Annotated in this window: 16 protein-coding genes; 10 read left to right on the forward strand and 6 right to left on the reverse strand. The window is 44.2% G+C overall.

Annotated elements, in window-relative coordinates:
* The 6 genes from VA249_RS05130 (at position 1) to VA249_RS05155 (ending at position 7381) form a co-directional block, all read left to right on the forward strand.
* Positions 1–381, forward strand: a complete 381-nt coding sequence (locus tag VA249_RS05130; protein ID WP_221069189.1) for a GtrA family protein — start codon at positions 1–3, stop codon at positions 379–381.
* Positions 382–865: 484 nt separating this feature from the next.
* Entirely contained in the window at positions 866–2962 is a 2097-nt protein-coding gene (locus tag VA249_RS05135; protein WP_221069190.1) for a methyl-accepting chemotaxis protein, read from the forward strand.
* Between the two features lie 490 nt (positions 2963–3452).
* Entirely contained in the window at positions 3453–4118 is a 666-nt protein-coding gene (locus tag VA249_RS05140) for a helix-turn-helix transcriptional regulator (RefSeq protein WP_206513190.1), read from the forward strand.
* 33 nt (positions 4119–4151) lie between these two features.
* The gene (locus VA249_RS05145) at positions 4152–4535 is read left to right on the forward strand and encodes a RidA family protein (protein WP_128811165.1); all 384 of its coding nucleotides are present in this window, start codon (positions 4152–4154) and stop codon (positions 4533–4535) included.
* Positions 4536–4575: 40 nt separating this feature from the next.
* Entirely contained in the window at positions 4576–5982 is a 1407-nt protein-coding gene (locus VA249_RS05150) for a cation:dicarboxylate symporter family transporter (RefSeq protein WP_221069191.1), read from the forward strand.
* 76 nt (positions 5983–6058) lie between these two features.
* Entirely contained in the window at positions 6059–7381 is a 1323-nt protein-coding gene (locus VA249_RS05155) for a CoA-disulfide reductase (protein ID WP_221069192.1), read from the forward strand.
* A gap of 100 nt (positions 7382–7481) precedes the next feature.
* Here VA249_RS05155 and VA249_RS05160 read toward each other — a convergent pair whose 3' ends face one another.
* Positions 7482–9911, reverse strand: coding sequence for a YgiQ family radical SAM protein (locus tag VA249_RS05160; RefSeq protein ID WP_221069193.1), 2430 nt, complete (start codon positions 9909–9911; stop codon positions 7482–7484).
* A 456-nt stretch (positions 9912–10367) separates the two neighbouring features.
* Between VA249_RS05160 and VA249_RS05165 the strand changes: the two genes are divergently transcribed.
* From VA249_RS05165 to VA249_RS05175, 3 genes are all read left to right on the forward strand, one after another.
* Positions 10368–12827 carry an EAL domain-containing protein gene (locus tag VA249_RS05165; protein ID WP_221069817.1) on the forward strand — a complete coding sequence of 820 codons (2460 nt, stop codon included), beginning with the start codon at positions 10368–10370 and terminating at the stop codon, positions 12825–12827.
* Positions 12828–12902: 75 nt separating this feature from the next.
* Positions 12903–13613: a hypothetical protein gene (locus VA249_RS05170; protein WP_221069194.1), complete on the forward strand. Its 711-nt coding sequence runs from the start codon at positions 12903–12905 to the stop codon at positions 13611–13613.
* Between the two features lie 167 nt (positions 13614–13780).
* Positions 13781–13981, forward strand: a complete 201-nt coding sequence (locus VA249_RS05175; protein ID WP_128811161.1) for a DUF4250 domain-containing protein — start codon at positions 13781–13783, stop codon at positions 13979–13981.
* 20 nt (positions 13982–14001) lie between these two features.
* On the opposite strand, the gene VA249_RS05180 is transcribed toward VA249_RS05175, so the two are convergent.
* Positions 14002–14913: a LysR substrate-binding domain-containing protein gene (locus VA249_RS05180; RefSeq protein WP_221069195.1), complete on the reverse strand. Its 912-nt coding sequence runs from the start codon at positions 14911–14913 to the stop codon at positions 14002–14004.
* A gap of 275 nt (positions 14914–15188) precedes the next feature.
* Between VA249_RS05180 and metE the strand changes: the two genes are divergently transcribed.
* A complete protein-coding gene (metE, locus tag VA249_RS05185; RefSeq protein WP_221069196.1) occupies positions 15189–17474 on the forward strand; it encodes a 5-methyltetrahydropteroyltriglutamate--homocysteine S-methyltransferase in 2286 nt (761 codons plus the stop codon).
* Positions 17475–17593: 119 nt separating this feature from the next.
* On the opposite strand, the gene VA249_RS05190 is transcribed toward metE, so the two are convergent.
* The 4 genes from VA249_RS05190 to VA249_RS05205 all read right to left on the reverse strand — a co-directional run bounded on the left by VA249_RS05190 (position 17594) and on the right by VA249_RS05205 (position 19576).
* The gene (locus VA249_RS05190) at positions 17594–17995 is read right to left on the reverse strand and encodes a GspS/AspS pilotin family protein (protein ID WP_221069197.1); all 402 of its coding nucleotides are present in this window, start codon (positions 17993–17995) and stop codon (positions 17594–17596) included.
* A 3-nt stretch (positions 17996–17998) separates the two neighbouring features.
* On the reverse strand, positions 17999–18295 hold the full coding sequence (locus VA249_RS05195) for a YciI family protein (RefSeq protein ID WP_211919603.1): 297 nt from the start codon (positions 18293–18295) through the stop codon (positions 17999–18001).
* Between the two features lie 120 nt (positions 18296–18415).
* Positions 18416–18811, reverse strand: coding sequence for an acyl-CoA thioester hydrolase YciA (gene yciA, locus VA249_RS05200; protein WP_128811156.1), 396 nt, complete (start codon positions 18809–18811; stop codon positions 18416–18418).
* Between the two features lie 237 nt (positions 18812–19048).
* On the reverse strand, positions 19049–19576 hold the full coding sequence (locus tag VA249_RS05205) for a septation protein A (protein WP_221069198.1): 528 nt from the start codon (positions 19574–19576) through the stop codon (positions 19049–19051).
* Between the last annotated feature and the right edge of the window lie 180 nt (positions 19577–19756).

Raw genomic sequence — 19756 nt, forward strand, 5'->3', positions numbered from 1 at the left:
ATGAGAAGCTTATTTAAATTCGCGTTCGTGGGAGGTGTCGGCTTTGTCGTCGACACACTCATATTTACCGCGTTGTACCAATGGTTCGGCATGGAGCTAATGATCGCTCGTGGCATCGCTTTTTTGTTTGCCGCGACGACAACTTGGTTTGGCAATCGTAAACTCACTTTTTCTCACGCTGAAAAATACAACCCATTGGTACAGTGGCAAAAATTTATGGCAAGCGCCTGTATCAGTGCGTTACCAAATTTCATTGTATTCAAAGGAGTAACGCTGGTACTAGGGACTCAAGATTTGATGGTGTATGTGGCATTGGTCATGGGAATACTAACGGGGATGGTGAGTAACTATTTATTAAGCACTAAGTGGGTATTTCGATAAAAGGCTCGCCCTAGGCTATCAAACCTTTGGCTTTTGTGGGCAAGTAACGAATTGAAAAGTATCGATAAATCCAATCATAAAAAATAAATTGTGATGCAAGTCACATTTATTGTTGTGTGGATTCTTTTGTTATCAAGCTAGTAATAGTTTTGTTATTAAGAATTTTGGGTAACTGATATTCTACAAAAACACAATAAATACAGTTGGTTATAGTTGAAATTTTAAAGTGGAGTTGGGTTTGGCAATTACCAGTGATGAGCATCAATCAGCCTGATAGTTATCGTTGTTAATAAGGTTTATTCTTTCATTCTTTTTCTGTTCACATTCTTTCATTCTCTGTTCGCTTTTCTTGTTTAAAATCCACGAAAATTTTAATGGTCAATTTATATCAATCACGGTAACTGCTGAGCGTTTTAAAGCGTTATAACACGCGAGAATGACAGGTTATTTACTGAGATTGCTATCATCAGCGATAGAGACGAACATGTTTAATAGTATACGTACGCGAATTGCAGTCAGTGCGGGTGGCGCGATGGCGTTCACCCTATTGATTGCGATGGGGATGACAACCAACGCTTTTACCGAGGTGAGTGAACAGGTCACGGCGAAAGTCAAAACGCAACTGACAGACGCGACTACAACGGATTTGCAAAACACCGCGATTCAGCAAGGGTTGAATGTTGCCAATCAGCTTCATCCTGTATTAGCTAACCTCAAGCAAGCGCGTTCTATTCTAGAATTAAGTTCAAAAACAAATGCAACGCCAGATCTTATTGTTAAACAGTTTATCGCGGCGCTAGAAGCACAAAATAAGGCCGTATTTGCGGGCTATATGGTGTGGCAAGATAAAACGTGGCCACAACAAGCAACATTGAATCCGGCAGATGGTTTTAATAGCCAAGGCTACCTTGCCCCTTTCTTCTCCCCAAATTCTAAAAATAGCTTCGATGCGGTTGCGATGGAGAGCTTTAATAATACTGCGCTAAATAGCAACGGTGAGCGAATTGACGATTGGCATTTGATGCCTTACCAAACCGGTAAAACGTTTGTGATGGAACCGTATATGTACATGGTTCGTGGCAAACAAGAGCTCATTACGACCATTAGCCAACCAATCAAACAAGATGGAAAGATTATCGGCTCATTAGGTTTCGACTTGTCGCTGCATGAGTTGCAAAGCCAAAGTGAACAATTTGCGCGTCATTTGTTTGATGGTCAGGGAAAAATCCTTATTACATCATGGAAAGGTATTACCTTAGCCGACAGTCATTCCGCAAGTATGGTCGGTAAAAAAGTTTCCTCAGAATTGGCTGCACAATGGTCAAAGATTCAATCTATTGCCAAGCGACAAGGTGCGGGTCTAGTAACGTTTGGTGGGGACGAGTATGCCATTACATCGATTGATACAAGCGATGCGCCATGGGTGGTGATGGTGTCGGTTCCAACGACTCATTTGAAAAAAAGTGTTGACGAATATACAGCATGGAGTGATGAGCAGAATGCCAAAGCACTAGAGCAAGGCGTATGGGCTGGGATCATCGCCGCTCTGATTGGGATCGCGGCAATGGCTTATATTGCGAACTCTTTGGGCAACGTACTCAGCAATCTGGTTGAGCGATTCAAAGACGCGGCACAGGGCGAGGGCGATCTGACTTATCGTATTGAGGTCAAGGGTAAAGACGAAACGGCGCAACTTGCACATTGGTTTAATACCTTCTTATCCCGCATGCAAGAAATGCTATTGACCGTTATGGCGACAGCGGATCAAGTGGATAAAAGTGCCGCTGAGGGTCAGGCTCGTGCAGAAGTGTCACGCGATCAACTCAATGCTCAAGTCAATGAAGTTAACTCGCTGGCAACGGCGATTAATGAAATGAGCGCAACCGCGCACGAAGTCGCAAACTCTGCGGTTCAAGCTGCTGCAGCGGCAAGCCAAGTGCAGAGCAACAGCCTAGATGGCATGGCTCGCATGAGCAACGCCGCAAATGCAGTTGGCAGCTTAGCCCTACAAGTGAATGATGCTCAGCAACAAACTCAAAATCTTGTGGCATCAAGTACGGCGATTCAGAGTATTTTGAGTGAGATTGGAGGCATCGCTGACCAAACCAATCTACTTGCACTCAATGCGGCGATTGAGGCTGCCCGTGCAGGAGAAGCTGGTCGTGGGTTTGCGGTGGTTGCTGACGAAGTACGTAACCTTGCTAATCGCACTCAAGGCTCGACGGAAGAGATTCGCACTATGCTATCTAGATTAGAGCAAGAAACGCATTCTATTGTCGTACTGATGGAACAAAGCCAAAAGCAAGCCATTGATACAAAGGGAGAAACACAGGCTGCTCATTTGGCGTTATCAGAGATCAATCAGGCTATTGATGTGATTAATGATATGAACAACCAGATTGCGTCAGCGGCTGAAGAGCAAAGCTCAGTCGCAGAAGAGATCAACCGTAACGTTGTGATCATCAATGACACGGCAGTAGAGGTAATGGACACCATGACCTCATCGGTAGAAATTAGCAATGAACTCACAATGAAAGCAACCGATCTGCATGACGAGTTGAGCAAGTTTAAGTTGTCGTAATGGTTGTTTTAATGTCCATGACTTGCCGATCATGATTCTCATTAACATTGAATAACCCACTAGACCGAGCCAATAAGCTCGGTCTTTTTTATTTTATTTGGTTTATTTTGGTAACAGGGGCAATAGGGGGAGGGGTAATAGAAATCTTGAGCTCTCGTCTTTTTGAGATCTCCGTCGTCTTATTGTTAGCCGCCGGTCGTGTAGGTCGATTTTTTTATCGAGGTGAAAATTTGTTCTAGATCAGTAAAGTGCTCAAAAATGCAACTTTAGATTTTAAATATTTAAACTTTGATGAGATTTAAAAAATTAAACCTAATTGCTGGTTTTTTGGTGATCTAGTTCGAAATTTGTACGCAAATTTAAATGAAAAAATGCATTTTGCTGCGATTTTGTACGTTTATTGCGGTTTACAGAAGTTTACTTAGCATTGCTGAATTAACTCTAAAGAAGTAGTTTATTGTCATTGAGTTCAAAATTGTAAACCAAAATAATGAGTGTAAATCAAGTTCGATTCAGCGATGAAGATCGACAGTACTTAAGCAACTATTTCCGAGTTGCTGACACTGTTGCCGACTTAATTGGCCCTTATTGCGAGGTGGTCATTCATTCGTTTGAAAGTCTGGAAAATTCAGTGGTGAAGATCGTAAATGGTCATCATACTGGCCGTAAAATCGGTTCGCCAATTACCGACTTAGGTTTAAGAATGTGGCGAGCGTTTGAGAAGACTGGAGAAGTCTCACCAAAAAGCTACTTTACCAATGCTGCCGATGGTTCATTACTTAAATCGACCTCGTGTATTTTGGCCGGTCCCGGACAAAAGCCGATTGGTATGCTCTGCATCAATATGAACTTGTCATACCCATTTCCGGAGATCGTTAAAACGCTTTTGCCTCAGTGCAATGTGTCACAAACCCTAGTCAGTGAGACATTCAGTAATAACGCAAATGATGTGATCAAGCAGGCATTGAGCGCTGCAATAGTCGAAGTCGAGCAAGACGCGACGATCTCATGCAAAGGTCGTAACAAAGCCATTATTCGTTGTTTGTTTGATAACGGCGTGTTTGAGCTAAAAGAAACGACCACACAAGTATCAGAGCAACTTGGGATCAGTCGTCAGGCTGTTTACAAGTTTATCCGCGAGTTTAAATCAGAATAAATTTATCATTTTTAATTAGTTAGGAGTTTTATTGTGAAACAGATTATTGCCACTGAACAAGCCCCTGCAGCCATTGGTCCTTACTCTCAAGGTACGGCTTATGGCGAGATGGTTTACACTTCAGGCCAATTGCCTTTGGTTCCTGAAACCATGCTGTTTGTTGAAGGCGGCATCAAAGAGCAAGCGCGTCAGTCTTTAGAAAACTTAAAAGCGGTTTTAGAAGCAAGTGGTGCGGGTTTAGACACGGTACTGAAGACGACCTGCTTCTTATCCGATATGGAAAACTTCGCTGCATTTAACGAAGTGTACACGGAAGTGTTTGGCACAGAGAATGCACCTGCTCGTTCTTGCGTTGAAGCGGCAAGACTACCAAAAGACGCCTTGGTTGAAGTTGAAGCCATAGCATACAAAAAATAACCGATTGTCGGATATAAATGGGTATCAATAGGAGATTCTCATGAGCGTTTCATTCATTGGATTAAGCATCCTGTTTTTTGGATTTTATGCATTACTCGCGAACTTTAAGAAACAAAAGAAAAGTTTTAACTTCCGCGTACTAAGCGCACTTGCGGCGGGTTTGTTATTCGGCGGTGCGATTCAGTTGGTGTTTGGCGTTGGTAACGTGGCAACGGCAGGTTTTGCTGAACTGATTTCTGTGTTCGGTAAAGGCTATATTAAGCTTCTACAAATGATCGTTATCCCACTCGTATTTGTGGCGATGATCTCTTCGATCATGAACGTAGAGGGCGGTGGTGCGCTATCACGTATTGCACCAAAAATCATCGGTATTCTACTTTTCACTTGTGCTATTTCAGCTGGCGTTGGTATCGCAAGTATCTACCTATTCGGTATCGATGCAAACGCACTCGTCAGTACCATTGGCTCTAACGGTGCAATTGAAGCTCGTGGTGATGCACTAGTCGCAACGCAAGATGCAATGACGAATAGTGGCCTGTCAGGTATGGCGCTGTCTATCATCCCAACCAACATTTTTGACATGCTAACGGGCTCAGAGCGTACTTCAACACTATCAACCGTATTGTTTGGTATGTTCCTTGGCTACTGTATCCTGCAAGTGAAAAACCGTAAGCCTGAAAAAGTGCAAAGCTTTGTTGATTTCATCAACTCTGCAAAAGAAGTGGTACTTTCAATGGTTCGTGAAATTCTAAAGCTGACGCCTTACGGTGTATTTGCTCTGATGACCACGTTCATGATGACAAACGATTTGTTCGCACTAGCAGAAATGGGTCGCTTCCTACTAGCAAGCTACGTGGCAATCGGTGTAATGTTCGCTATCCACTTCGTGATGGTGTCTATGTTCGGCCTGTCTCCTGCGAAGTTCATGAAGAAAATCTGGCCAGTGCTAGTATTTGGCTTCGGTTCTCGCTCAAGCATGGCAGCGATTCCACTGAACGTTGAAACTCAAACTCAACGTCTAGGTGTGGACGAAGAAACGGCAAACATGTCAGCAACATTCGGTACCAGTATCGGTCAGAACGGTTGTGCGGGTATCTACCCAGCGATGCTTGCTATCATGGCGGCGCAAGTGATGGGCATGCCTGTTGACCTAAGCTTCATCCTACAACTGATTGCGGTTATTACGATTGCTTCATTCGGTATCGCAGGTGTGGGTGGCGGTGCAACGTTTGCAGCAGTAGCGGTGCTGACTATCATGGGTCTAGACATTACGGTTGTGGCGATTCTGGTTTCTATCGAAGCGCTTATCGACATGGCACGTACTGCGCTTAACATCTCTGGCTCTATGTTGTCAGGTGTTGTTACCGCGAAGAAGAATGGCTCACTAAACACTGAGCAATACAACGCAGATGTTACTGAAACAGTAGCAAAAGAAGCGGCGGTATAATTCTAAACTTAACTTAGAGCACCCAATGTGGGTGCTCTTCCGTTTTCCTGAGTTCAGGTTATTTTAGGTAATAAATATGAAAGTTGTTGTCGTAGGCGGTAGCGCTGCTGGTATGAGTTTCGCAGCGAAATACAAACGTAATCAGCCATCGGATGAAGTGATTGTGCTGGACAAGCGCGATTACATCTCATTTGGCGCGTGTGGTTTACCTTACTTCGCTGGTGGCATGTTTGATGACACCGAGCGCATGATCTCTCGTACGCCAGAACAAGCGATCAAATCCGGCTTAGATGTACGTGTTGAAACTGAAATGGTGGCACTTGATCAAGCTAAAAAGCAGATCAGCGTTCGTCAACAAGGCGAAGAAAGCATCATTGATTACGATATGCTGATTATCGCAACGGGTGCGCGTCCAATCGTGCCATCGTTCGGTGAGTTCAACCCAGAGCACGTATACACGCTAACCAGTATGGAAGATGGCTTGGCAGTAAAAGAAGCGCTTAAGGACAGCAACAAACAACGAGTTTGCGTTATCGGCGGTGGCTTTATCGGTCTAGAAGTCTTCGATGCGGCACATTTATTAGGTAAGCACGTTACTATCATCGAACGCGAACAACATGTGATGAGCCGCCAGTTCAGCCCTGAAATGATTGAAGTGGTAGAAGGCGCGATTCGAGAATCTGGCGCTGAGCTAAAAACCGGTTGTAGCGTATCGGCGATTCGCGACGTAGAACAGGGCGGTTACATTGTAGAAACCGACAACGGTAATGTGGAAGCGGATGTGGTGATCATGTCACTAGGCTTTAAGCCAAACACAGAAGCGTTCGAGTTACCAAAAGCCGCTAACGGCGCGTTACTCGTGGACGAGTTTGGCGCAACGGAAGATGCGCACATTTATGCAGTGGGTGACTGTGCAGTGGTTCACCACATGGCGCTAGGTAAATCGGTATACGTTCCGCTTGCAACCACCGCAAATAAACAAGCTCGCATGATGGCGGATAAGCTATCAGGCAAAGACACTTACATGACAGGCTTCTTAGGTTCGTCTTGTTTGAAAGTGCAGGACTACGAACTGGCATGCACAGGCGTGTCCGAGCTTCTCGCGAAAGAGCATGGCTTGGAAGTGAAAGTTTCGACCATCTCGGATAAGAACCAAACGGATTACTACCCAGGTCAAGAAGACATCAAAGTGAAGCTGGTTTACCACCCAGAAACCAACGTGTTACTTGGCGGCGAAATCGTTGGTAAGAAAGGTGCCGTGGGCCGAATCAACGCATTGGCCGTTGCCATCACCGCGAAGATGACCACACAGCAGTTAGGCTACATGGACTTCTGTTATGCTCCACCATTTGCACGTACTTGGGATGCACTAAACGTGGCGGGTAACGTAGCGAAATAAGCTTTCTTTCTAAACAAGATTTAGACAAAACAAAAGGGCTCCAGAGGTATCTCTGGAGCCCTTTTTAGTATTCAAGTTTTATTGAATTGACGGCACTCGCTTAACGATGCTTAGGTTTACGTTGTCCGGCCGGCTTTCCTTGTCCTTGTGGACGGCTTTGCCCTTGCGAACGACCTTGACTTTGAGAATGACTTTTACCTTGAGAGCCTGCACCATTTGAACGGTTTGGGTTGTTACCGCCAGTTCGTGATCCGGAATTAGGGCGTTGGCCATTGCTTGGTCGTTGGCCATTTGCACCATTGTTTTGGTTAGCACGGCCTTGGCCATTTTGTCCGCCTTGTGCTTTACCAGAACCGTTACGATTGCCTGCAGGCTTGCCATCGCGAGAGCCACCCTCAGGGCGTTTGTTCAAGTGACCACCAAAACCCGGTTGGTTTTTAGTGTGCTTAGTTGCGAATCGGTTTGCACCGTGACGACCGGACTTACGGCGTTGCGCAGGTGTCAGTGCATCCACATCTTCAGCAGGAACCAAACAGCTAGGCTTATCACCGATCAGGTGCTTTTTGCCCATATTGATAAGTGCTTCACGGATCATTGGCCAGTTGGCTGGATCGTGGTAGCGAAGTAGTGCTTTATGCAGGCGACGTTGGCTTTCACCTTTTGCTACTGGCACATCTTCGCGCTGTTTGTACTTCACGCGTTTCAGAGGGTTGGTCTCTGAGTAGTACATCGACGTTGCATTACACATCGGCGATGGGTAGAAGTTTTGTACTTGGTCACACTCGAAGTTGTTTTTCTTCAACCACAATGCCAAGTTCAGCATATCTTCGTCTTCGGTACCAGGGTGTGCCGAGATGAAGTAAGGGATCAGGTACTGCTTCTTACCGGCTTCCGCGCTGTACTTCTCGAACATCTCTTTAAAGCGATCGTAGGTGCCCATGCCCGGCTTCATCATCAGATCCAGTGGGCCTTTTTCGGTATGCTCAGGAGCAATCTTCAAGTAGCCGCCAACATGGTGAGTCACCAACTCTTTTACGTATTCTGGTGATTCAATCGCAAGGTCGTAACGCACGCCAGAAGCGATCATGACTTTCTTCACGCCTTTTACTTTGCGTGCTGCACGGTAAAGATCGATGGTGTGTTTGTGATCGGTGTTGAGCTTGTTACAGATGCCCGGGAACACACAAGATGGGCGACGGCAATTCGCTTCTGCTTTTGGATCGCTACAGCCAAGGCGGTACATGTTGGCTGTTGGGCCGCCAAGGTCAGAAATCGTCCCCGTAAAGCCCGGAACTTTGTCGCGGATCTCTTCCAACTCATTGATGATAGAGTCTTGAGAACGGTTTTGAATGATACGACCTTCGTGCTCGGTAATTGAACAGAAAGAACAACCACCAAAACAGCCACGCATGATGTTAACCGAAGTCTTGATCATGTCGTAGGCAGGAATTTTTGCTTTGCCGTACATCGGATGCGGAACACGCGCAAACGGCAAGCCGAATACATAGTCCATCTCTTCTGTCGTCAATGGAATCGGTGCTTGGTTTACCCAAAGTTCACGGTCACCATGACGCTGAATGAGAGCGCGGCCAGAGTATGGGTTCGTTTCCAAGTGCATCACACGGCTTGAGTGCGCATACAGGATACGGTCGTTGTTAAGCTTCTCGAAAGGAGGCAGGCGCACAGCAGTGGTTGCAGCGTCATGACGTGATGGACGAATCGTAATTGGTTGAGCAACGGGCTCCTCCTTTTTCGTCTCACATTCCGTTTCTACTTCGTAAGGGTTCTTCGGTACGAACGCTTCCTTACGTGGCTTCTCAATGCGAGAAGAATCGATGATCGTGTAGCCAGCTGGCTCCGCAGACAAGTTAACCGCAGTACCGCGGATATTCGTGAGGGTAGAAATGTCTTCACCATCCGCTAGACGATGGGCCACTTCGACCAAGGCACGTTCTGCGTTACCGAACAATAGGATATCTGCTTTTGCATCAAGCAGAACTGAGCGGCGGACTTTATCAGACCAGTAATCATAGTGCGCAACACGGCGCAAACTTGCCTCAATGCCACCTAGTACGATAGGCGTGCCTTTGTAGGCTTCACGACATCGTTGCGAGTAAACCAAGGTTGCACGATCTGGTCGTTTGCCACCTTCATTGTTTGGTGTATAAGCATCATCATGACGAAGCTTTTTATCAGAAGTGTAGCGGTTGATCATGGAATCCATGTTACCCGCCGTGATCCCGAAGAACAGATTTGGCTTACCAAGTTGCATGAATGCATCTTTATTTTGCCATTCTGGTTGAGCAATGATACCTACACGAAAACCTTGTGCTTCTAAAAGGCGGCCAATGATCGCCATACCAAAGCTCGGGTGGTCCACGTATGCGTCACCCGTGACGATGATGATGTCACAACTATCCCATCCTAGGGCATCCATTTCTTTGCGGCTGGTCGGCAAGAATGATGCCGTACCAAAACACTCAGCCCAGTATTTTTTGTACTCATGAATAGGAATAATGTCGTTGGTCATATTTTGCTCTCTGTTCCAGGGAGCGCGAATTATAGCGATTTGGTGATCAGGTATCTATACCCAAATGACTTTATGCCCAAGTAATCAAAAGATGGAGAGTATTAAGAACAATATTAAGCCCAGAGAGACGGCGATTATCAATCGCACTGATACTATTATTGAGCACTGATACTGTAATTGCTCTAGTTGCCTAGCTCTCTGCTGGGTTTGTTAACAAAATATCCACATAGTAACGGTTAGCTTAAAACGGTTAGCTTAAATAGTCGTTAGGCGCACAAAAGTTGTGTTTTAAATAAACAAGTTTCTGTACACAAAACAATGTTTATATCTATACTAAACGGTGTGCATATATGTATTGGTGTATGCCAGGCTAGGAAATCATTAGGTTCAGCAATATAAATACGAAATGGTTACTTGAAAACCAATAAGATAACTGAATTAGGCTGGAGGTTGGTAATGGCAAAATTACTGGCTACTGCACAAGGAGATGTGCATGTAACACCCGAGGGAAGTCGGGCAATAGAATGGTACTACGATACCGACACCTGTGAATTTGTTGCTGATCAACAACAAATTATGTCGGCTTTTCACTTACCACACCCCATAAATGGCATTGACGATCTGCTTAAGCATTCGCGTACGAGCCAGATTGAGGAGATCAAACAAAAAATTGTGGATAGTGAAACAAGCGAAGAAGATGGATTTCTCTCGTGTTGTTTGATGCCAAATCCAGGGGTCCTCGTGCTCGTCGATATCCGTTTTGAGCGCCTTAATGATCATGAAATCCGAGGTATTTTGATTCCTCAAGTGTGTATTTCAGGGTTGGAGGATATCGCGAACATTCTAGATACGGTTTTTGATTTACCTAACGTAGGAATTTCGGTAGCGGATCAAAATCTCTGCATTATTGGATGCAACAGTGCCTTTCAATACCAAATGGGTTATCTGCGTGATGAATTAATTGGCGAAAAAACCTCTTTTTTTCGTTCAGAACAGCATGGTGAAGAGTTCTACGAACAATTATGGAAAGAAATTGACAGCAAAGGCTATTGGAACGGAAGTTTGATGAGCCGTACTAAAAATGGCAGCAATCAGGTTCATTACCATAGTATCTATCGTATTAACTTCATCTCTGGCCAAACACTTTATTTCGATTTTTGTACCGATATCTCCACATCGTTATTATGGAAGAAAATTAATGCTGGCGAGAATCGGGGGCAGTTTTCTGCATTTTTACCACCCAGAAAAGAGTTTGAAGAGCAATTGATCAATTTGGCTCAATGTAGTCGTTCAAAAAATATTAGCGTAGTGATTACGTTTAGACCTGCTTTTTCCTCTCAATCTAGATTAGAGCAACAGTTATGTTTTTCTGATTACATTATGCGAAGTCGCCATGTGAGCCTTTCTGGTCAATTATCGCGAGATGTTTTTGCTATATGTTTACAAACGCCACAGTGCCAGTGGCTGAGCCCATTGCGTTTGATTCAGATGGTTTTGCGTGGTTTTTTAACGGATTTGAAAAACGAAGTTGGATCGAGTGTGTATTCTACGATTGTTGAGGGCCAAACCGGTGTGGCGGTATTAGGTTATGATGCTCAAACCGCTGGACATGCGATTGCCCATGCCGCACAAGCCATGGTTTCATCGAGTGCTGACGATCGCAGTTATTTCAATTTTTATAGCAGTGAGTTACATAGTGAGTTGGTTAAGCGATTTTACCTTGAAGATTTTTTACACAAGGTAATAGAGAATGAAGCGGTTGATGTTTATTTTCAGCCAATCGTTGAAGTGAGCACGGGCAATGTCGTCAAGTTTGAGGCGTTGGCTCGTTTTTCTAATGAAACAGAGACCTTTGATACTCAAGAGATGATTGCGATCATCGAGGACCTAGAACTGATCTCTGCACTAGATGACGTTGTTTGTAAAAGTGCACTAAGCCAATTGCCTGATATTCAGGGTATTTACGGTGCGGAAGTTGGTTTAACCATTAATCGTTCGTTAAATACCAAATTGAATGCACTACAAGTTTTACAAAGCTCTTTTGAGATCATTTTAGAGAGTGGGGTTAACCCAAGCAACATCACTATTGAATTGACAGAAACCGCCTATTTTGAACAAGATCAGGAGCATAGTGTTGCTTTGGAGCAAATAAGGAAGTTAGGGATCGATGTTGCTATTGATGATTTTGGAACGGGGTATTCATCGTTCGCTTACCTTAAAGAAGATCAGTTCGATTTAGTCAAAATTGACCGTAAGTTCATTAAAGATATTGTGGTCGATAGTACCAGTTACAATATCGTTAAAATGATCACTGAACTTGCGCATAAGTTAAATGTAAAAGTTGTCGCAGAGGGGGTTGAAAGTGAGCAAGAACTCAACGTCTTAACATCGATTGGCGTTGATTATATGCAAGGCTTTTTGTTTTCACCTGCCGTTCCACTGAGTGCGTTTAAAACCAAGATATCTTATGAGACACTTTTTGATAATGTGGTCCAGGAACAAGTATCGGAGTCACCACTCTTAACGTTCTGTCACTCAAATATTAGACGTTTAAAGCAGAATGCACCGCTTTCTTTGGCGATGGAGTTTGTGAATCTTCAACCGCAGGTGCCCCTGTTAGTGATGGATTCAAATAGATGCATCGGTTTGGTGACCAAAGAACGACTCGAACAATATCTGAGTGCAGAAATGGAAGCAAATACATGTACCAAAATGAAATTACATGTTTGGGAGCACCCCTTAAGTAAAATTATGGATACCGAGTTTGCGAGTGTCAGTGTTGATTCGCCTGTGTCGACAATTAAAGAAAATATTAACGTTGGCTCCCCGTTTCCTTGGGTTTTGTGCGATTCTCAAAATGAGTTTCGTGGCTTATTGACCCAAGAGGATGTGCTGAGTTATTTAGCGTCAGTTTAGCTACCATTTACAGAATAGCGATGTTGGGTTTAGGTGGTTTGGCGATAAGTGATTTGATATTATCGCCATCCCAAAATGACTTTTGAGTTTGTATTCAACATGATTCAACAACTGCTGTTAACTTTTCCTCCAATGTTGTTTGGCGCACAAGCGCTGTTAACGCTGCTTATGATTAAGGGCGATATTTGTCCGGGGCAACGTGGACGTTTGCACAAGATGCTGCCGTCGATTGGCGTACTTTGGTTAGCAGTGGCGTCACTTCGAATTGAAGGATTCATGATCGTGTTTGCGATTTTCTACTTCTATTCTCAAGTTCAGACCAAGAAAACCCGCGAAAAAGGGCCGCTATGGGCACTGCATTTAGCCAATGGTTTGGCTTTTGCTTATGTGAGCATCCAAATATTCGAACAGCCTCATTGGGCAGCTGGCGCGTCGATGGCATTGATGGTTTTCTTTCTTGGTGCCGTTTTTGCACAGTTACTTTTGGTCATTGCACGCAGTCGTCTGCAAGCGTTCCACCGAATTTTACCAGTGACAGGCGTTGTCTCCGGTATGATGCTGGTGGTGATGACGTTGTTCTCTGCCTATCAGCTAGATGAAGCAACACTGCACTCTGTGACACAACACATTTTAGCGTCACTGGCAATGTTGGTGATTGCGATCGTGGTTTGGTGCTGGCACATATTCACGCACAAAACAGCAAATAAGGTTCAGTTGGCGGCGGCATTGCTACTTGCACTTGCTGCCATGACGAGTTTACAAGGTTTGTTCCAACTTGGTGCTTAAGCAAAACTGAAGTTGGGTCCATCAAGATAAAGAGTTGAGGTTATTTAGACCAAGCTCACTTTCAAATCATTAGATTGAGTCTACGCTTACTAAATAACCTCATATCAATGTGGCATCGACATTGAGCAGAATAGAGGTTAAACACCTTGGTTTAGAGGAGTGTCGCGATGGACTTAAGCAATGTTACGAACTGGGATAGCATCATTTTGCTAGGTATCGTTAATGAGAAGCTGCGCTTAGAGTGCGACAGCTTTGAAGATCTCGTTTCAATGTATGAAATGGACGTTGAATCAGTTGTGGGTAAACTTGATATGCTCGGTTATCAATATGACCCACTCACCAACCAATTCAAATCTTACGAACGCTAATCTCAATTATTTATTATGACTTAAGCCACTTTGATTTCGTCAAGGTGGCTTTTGCATTGTTGACGTGCGGTTGCAAAAAACGCTTGTAGATAACGTTTATCTTTCTCTGAATTTCGCGTTGCTGCAAATAAACGACGCCATAGTCCGTCACCAAAAGGTTTACTGGTTATTAACCCTTGGCGAGAAAACTCTGAAATCGCCCAGTTTGGAAGTGCCGCGACCCCTAATCCTGCCGATACCATTTGCACAAGCATTAGCGTGTTATCCGCCTGTTTCCATTTCGCAGGCTCAATGCCTGCCGGTTGCAAGAAGTGTTTTACGACATCGAGCCTTTGTTTTTGTACTGGGTAAGAAAGCATGGTTTGATCGGTAAGATCAGCCGGTTCTATCGTATCTTTATTGGCCAAAGGGTGAGTGGTAGAAGTGATTAATCGCATTTCAAAATCAAACAGGGGTTCGTAATGCACTTCGGAACGTGGTTGAATATCGGAGGTGATGACTAAGTCAAGCTCTCCGGCTAATAACGCGGGTAGAGGTTCAAATCCGAAACCAGAAGAAAAGTCTAATGTGACGCTTGGCCATGTGAGTTGGTATTCCTTGAGGGCAGGCATTAGCCACTGAAAGCAAGAGTGGCATTCAATCGCCATGTGCAGCCGACCATTTACATCTTCTTTTAAGCTTGCAATATCATTTTCTGCCATTGCCAGTTTTGGCAAGATATCGTCAGCAAGACGAAGCAAGATCTCGCCCTCCGATGTGAACTTAACCGGGCGAGTTTTGCGTAAAAACAATTGCCCACCAATACGAGATTCCAGATCTTTAATTTGATGAGAGAGAGCAGATTGCGTCAGGTGCAATGCTGTCGCGGTCGCAGTGAGTGACCCGGTATCTCTTAACGAAGTGAGGGTGCGCAAATGTTTTAATTCTACCATGAATCTCTTTCATCCTTATTTCCCTGTCATGAGTATTCTTAACTTACCCATATTATCCGGATATGTAAACGTCTAGACGGCTAATTATTGACTTAATGAACATGACCATGAATTTTTCTAATAAACACGTTGAATAATTGGAGGTTGTTCATTCAGACAATGGGAGTGATAGTTTTAGCCATCCAGACATCTTGATAAATGTTCTTCACGTAAATCACCTACGAAAGTTCTTGATGTTCTGCCTTAAGATAAAACAGTGAATAAGGAATACGGACATGGCAACGACAACGCATATTCTTGGCTATCCTCGCATTGGAGAAAAACGTGAGCTCAAATTTGCACAGGAAAAATATTGGCGCGGTGAAATCAACCAAGCGGAACTGAAACATGTAGGAGCAACGCTACGCGATAAAAACTGGAACATACAGTCAGAAGCCGGGCTTAGTTTTACAACAGCAGGGGATTTTGCTTGGTACGATCACGTATTAGCGACGACATTACTTCTTGGGCATGTTCCAAAACGTCATGCGACAGGTTTTCCTGATTTGGACACGCTATTTACAGTAGGTCGTGGTCAATCGAAAGCTGATTGTGGGTGTTCAGGCGCTGCTGCCTCAGATATGACGAAATGGTTCAACACTAACTATCACTATATTGTGCCGGAGTTTAGTAAAGACGATACTTTCGAAGTGAGTTGGCCACAACTGTTTGAAGAAGTGAATGAAGCGGTTAAAGCGGGCCATAGTGTCAAGCCAGTATTATTAGGGCCATTAAGTTACTTATATTTGGGAAAAGAGGTTGAGGAGGGCTTTGATCGCCTCGCATTGCTTCCTCGTTTACTTGCGGCTTACCAAGCCATACTTGCTAAACTGGCAAGTCAGGGAGTGGAATGGGTGCAGATTGATGAGCCTATTTTGTCTCTTGAACTTGAAGATAAGTGGGCTGATGCGTTCAAATTGGCTTATCAAGTTATTCGCTGTGACATAAAGGTATTGCTCACTACTTACTTTGATTCCGTTAGCGATACATTAGATAAGATTGTTGGTTTGAGTGTGGATGGATTACACGTTGATTTGTCGGCTGCACCTGAGCAACTGGAGGAGGTCGTCGAAAAATTGCCCGATGATTGGGTGCTTTCTGCGGGCGTTGTTAACGGTCGTAATGTGTGGCGTTCTGATCTGAGTGAACAGCTCCTGCGCTTGCAACCTGTTAAAGAGCGACTTGGTGATAAGTTGTGGATCGCAACGTCTTGTTCACTGCTTCATAGCCCAGTGGATTTAGATTTAGAACCAGCGCTGAGCGAGGAAGTAAAAAGCTGGTTTGCGTTTGCGAAGCAGAAAGTCTCTGAAGTGGCGTTATTGGGGCGAGCGCTCGATGGCGATCAAAATGCGATTTTTGCTTGCGACACTTATAGTCAACCAATTAAAGATCGTAAAACCGCAACGCATGTAAATAAGCCTCAGGTTCAGTCTCGTTTGAATAGCATCAGTGCATCACTTGCACAGCGAAGTGCGCCTTATGTGGAGCGAGCTGCACATCAGGCTGAAGCCCTCGACTTGCCGCTTTTACCAACCACAACAATTGGATCTTTTCCACAGACGGGAGAAATTCGAGTACAACGAAATGCGTTCCGAAATGGTCAATTGTCTGAAGCAGATTATAAACAGGCACTTAAGGGTCACATCGCTGATGCGGTGAAGCGACAAGAAGCGCTCGATCTGGATGTCCTCGTTCATGGTGAGGCAGAGCGCAATGATATGGTGGAATACTTTGCCGAAAACTTAGATGGTTTCCAAACGACCAAGTTTGGGTGGGTACAAAGCTATGGTTCACGTTGTGTTAAGCCTGCGATAGTGGTTGCCGATATTGAACGTGAAAAACCGATTACCGTTGAATGGTCTACTTACGCACAATCACTCACAAGTAAGAAGATGAAAGGCATGCTTACAGGCCCAGTGACGATTCTGTGTTGGACATTTCCACGGGAAGACATCTCTCGCAAACAGATTGCACAGCAACTCGCCCTTGCACTGCGTGATGAAGTGACCGATTTACAAAGTGCGGGAATCAACATTATCCAAATTGATGAGCCTGCAATTCGTGAGGGCTTGCCTTTGAAAAAACGTGACCATGATGAGTATTTAAAATGGGCGGTAGACGCGTTTAAGATTTCAGCCGCAGGCGCTACATCCGAAACTCAAATTCATACTCACATGTGCTACAGCGAATTTAATGAGATCATCGACTCTGTCGCAGCGTTAGATGCAGACGTCATTACGATTGAAACTTCCCGGTCAAACATGGAATTGCTCAAAGCGTTTGAAGACTTTAATTACCCCAATGAAATTGGTCCGGGGGTGTATGATATTCATTCGCCAAATATTCCGACAGAGGCATGGATTGAAAGTCTTATCAAGAAAGCGGCGGAGAAAATCCCACCCCAGCGTTTGTGGGTTAATCCAGACTGCGGGTTGAAGACTCGAAATTGGGCAGAAACTGAAGCTGCACTATCGAACTTGGTGTCTGCAACGAAGAAGTTACGTGCAGAGTTAGACTTATAATAAGCAATAATAAACCGTTATTGACTACGATTAATATGGCATAAAAAAGCGAGGTTATCTGTCCTCGCTTTTATCTGTTTAGTCCACGCCGAATTGAATGAAATCGATTGGCGAGATAATTACTGTGGCTGTTGAGTTGCAGTACAACTTTGCTCTGAAACCAATTCATCTGCCATCAATTGACCACGTGAATTGCGGATCTTAATGCGATACAGCAAGCCCATATCAATCTGTTCACGAACGGCTGGCGTGTTGCAGTATGAGTAAATACTGGTATTCAGCACTTGGTTTAATGGTTTGGCACCGAGAGCATCGTCGTTATAAATCATCATCATCTCTACGACGTTTTTATTGGCAGAAATGCGCATGATTTTAAGTGGGCCGTATTCAAGCGGCAATCCTGCAGACAATACTCCTGCGCGGTTTGAAGCCATCAACTCAAGCTGGCGTTGCTTATCATCATTTGATGAACAGCCTGCAAGTGCACCAAAGGCAAGGAATAGACACAGTAATTTTTTCATAACTTAAAATACTTTCTTGAACGGTTTTACGATCACGTTTTCATAAACGCCTGCCGCGATATAAGGATCGGCATCCGCCCATGCTTGTGCATCTTCTAATGACGCAAACTCTGCAATAACCGTTGAACCAGTAAATCCAGCTTCACCAGGGTTATCAGAATCAATGGCTGGCATAGGGCCTGCTGTGAGTAGGCGACCTTCGTCTTGAAGCTGCTGTAAGCGCTCAAGGTGTTGAGGACGAACACTCAAGCGTTTTTCTAACGAGTTCTCTACGTCTTGGGAAAAAATGACGTACCACATGGCATAGTTCCTTAATTGAGGAGGTAAACTCCTAATTTAACGCCTTTTTTGTGCTACTCACAAGCCAACATTTGAATTTGTGAGTGCTTTCTTCGTAATTCGTTGCAATACGAACGTCTATTACTTATTGATTGGACGAGGCTTACCATCACTATCAATTGCAACGTAGTTAAAAGTCGCATCACAAACCATGAAACGGTCTTCTACGGCATCGACTTTTACCGGTTTGACCCAGACCTCAAGATCTACGCTCATCGAAGTACGACCAATTTTCGTACAGACACCATAGCAACATACCACGTCACCCACACTAACCGGTTTTTTAAAGGTGATGCTAGAAACAGAAACCGTTACGACGCGGCCAGAGGAAATCTCTTTCGCTAAAATTGCACCAGCTAGGTCGAGCTGAGACATGATCCAACCGCCGAAGATATCGCCGTTAGCATTGGTATCGGCTGGCATTGCTAGGGTTCTTAGTAGCAATTGCCCTTTAGGTGACTGACCGTTTTCACTCATTATGACATCCCAAATAAAAAAATATGCAAAAAATGAAGCTCAAAATGCGCCCAAGTTTATGGCGCAAGCAACAAAACAGCGACCCTAGGGTCGCTGTAATTAATCGGTATTATTGGATTATAGCAAAATTGAGTTTTTAATCATCAACCGATATGTCGGAGGCGTTTTCTTTTTGCTCACTCTGTTCTTTTGTATGTGCTTATTCTTTGGGCATGTGCTTATTCTTTTGGCATATGCTTATTCTTTTGGCATGTGCTTATAGATATAAAAACCAGTCGCAATCATGTAAGCGAATGTAGCGATAAGTAAACCAAACACTTTGAAGTTGACCCACACGTCCAGAGGTAGGTTAAACGCGACATAGATATTTAAGCCTGCACAAAATGTGAAGAAACCGACCCAAGCCCAATTTATTTTGGTCCAGATAGTTTCCGGTAACGTGATCTCTTTGCCTAACATGCCTTTAATAGCAGATTTGCCCATTGCGTGGCTCACTGCTAAACCCGTTGCAAATGCGGCATAAACGATAGTGACTTTCCATTTAATGAAATTGTCATCATGGAGGAAAATCGTCATCCCACCAAAGATAGCGACCATAACAAACGTAATCAGCTGCATTTTTTCGACTTTTTTGTACAGAGCAAAAGTCAGAACCAGTTGGATGGCGGTTGCAACGATGAGTGCTCCGGTCGCAACATAGATGTCGTACATCTTATATAGAGCAAAGAAAATAATGAGTGGAATAAAATCAAGGATTTGCTTCATTTTTCACAAACTACTTAGTTGTTGAGTTGAAGACAGTCTAACGGAATCTCTACTAATGTGAATAGTGAGAGGGAATAGGGGAGATAAAAACTTATTGTTATGACTATAAAGAAAGCCGCTCATGAGGAGCGGCTAGAGATTAAATATCTGTCAGTCTGTGCCTTTTACAACTCAGCCTCT

Origin of the sequence: Vibrio alfacsensis, from assembly GCF_019670485.1 — a bacterium.
GTDB classification, from domain to species: Bacteria; Pseudomonadota; Gammaproteobacteria; order Enterobacterales; family Vibrionaceae; genus Vibrio; species Vibrio alfacsensis.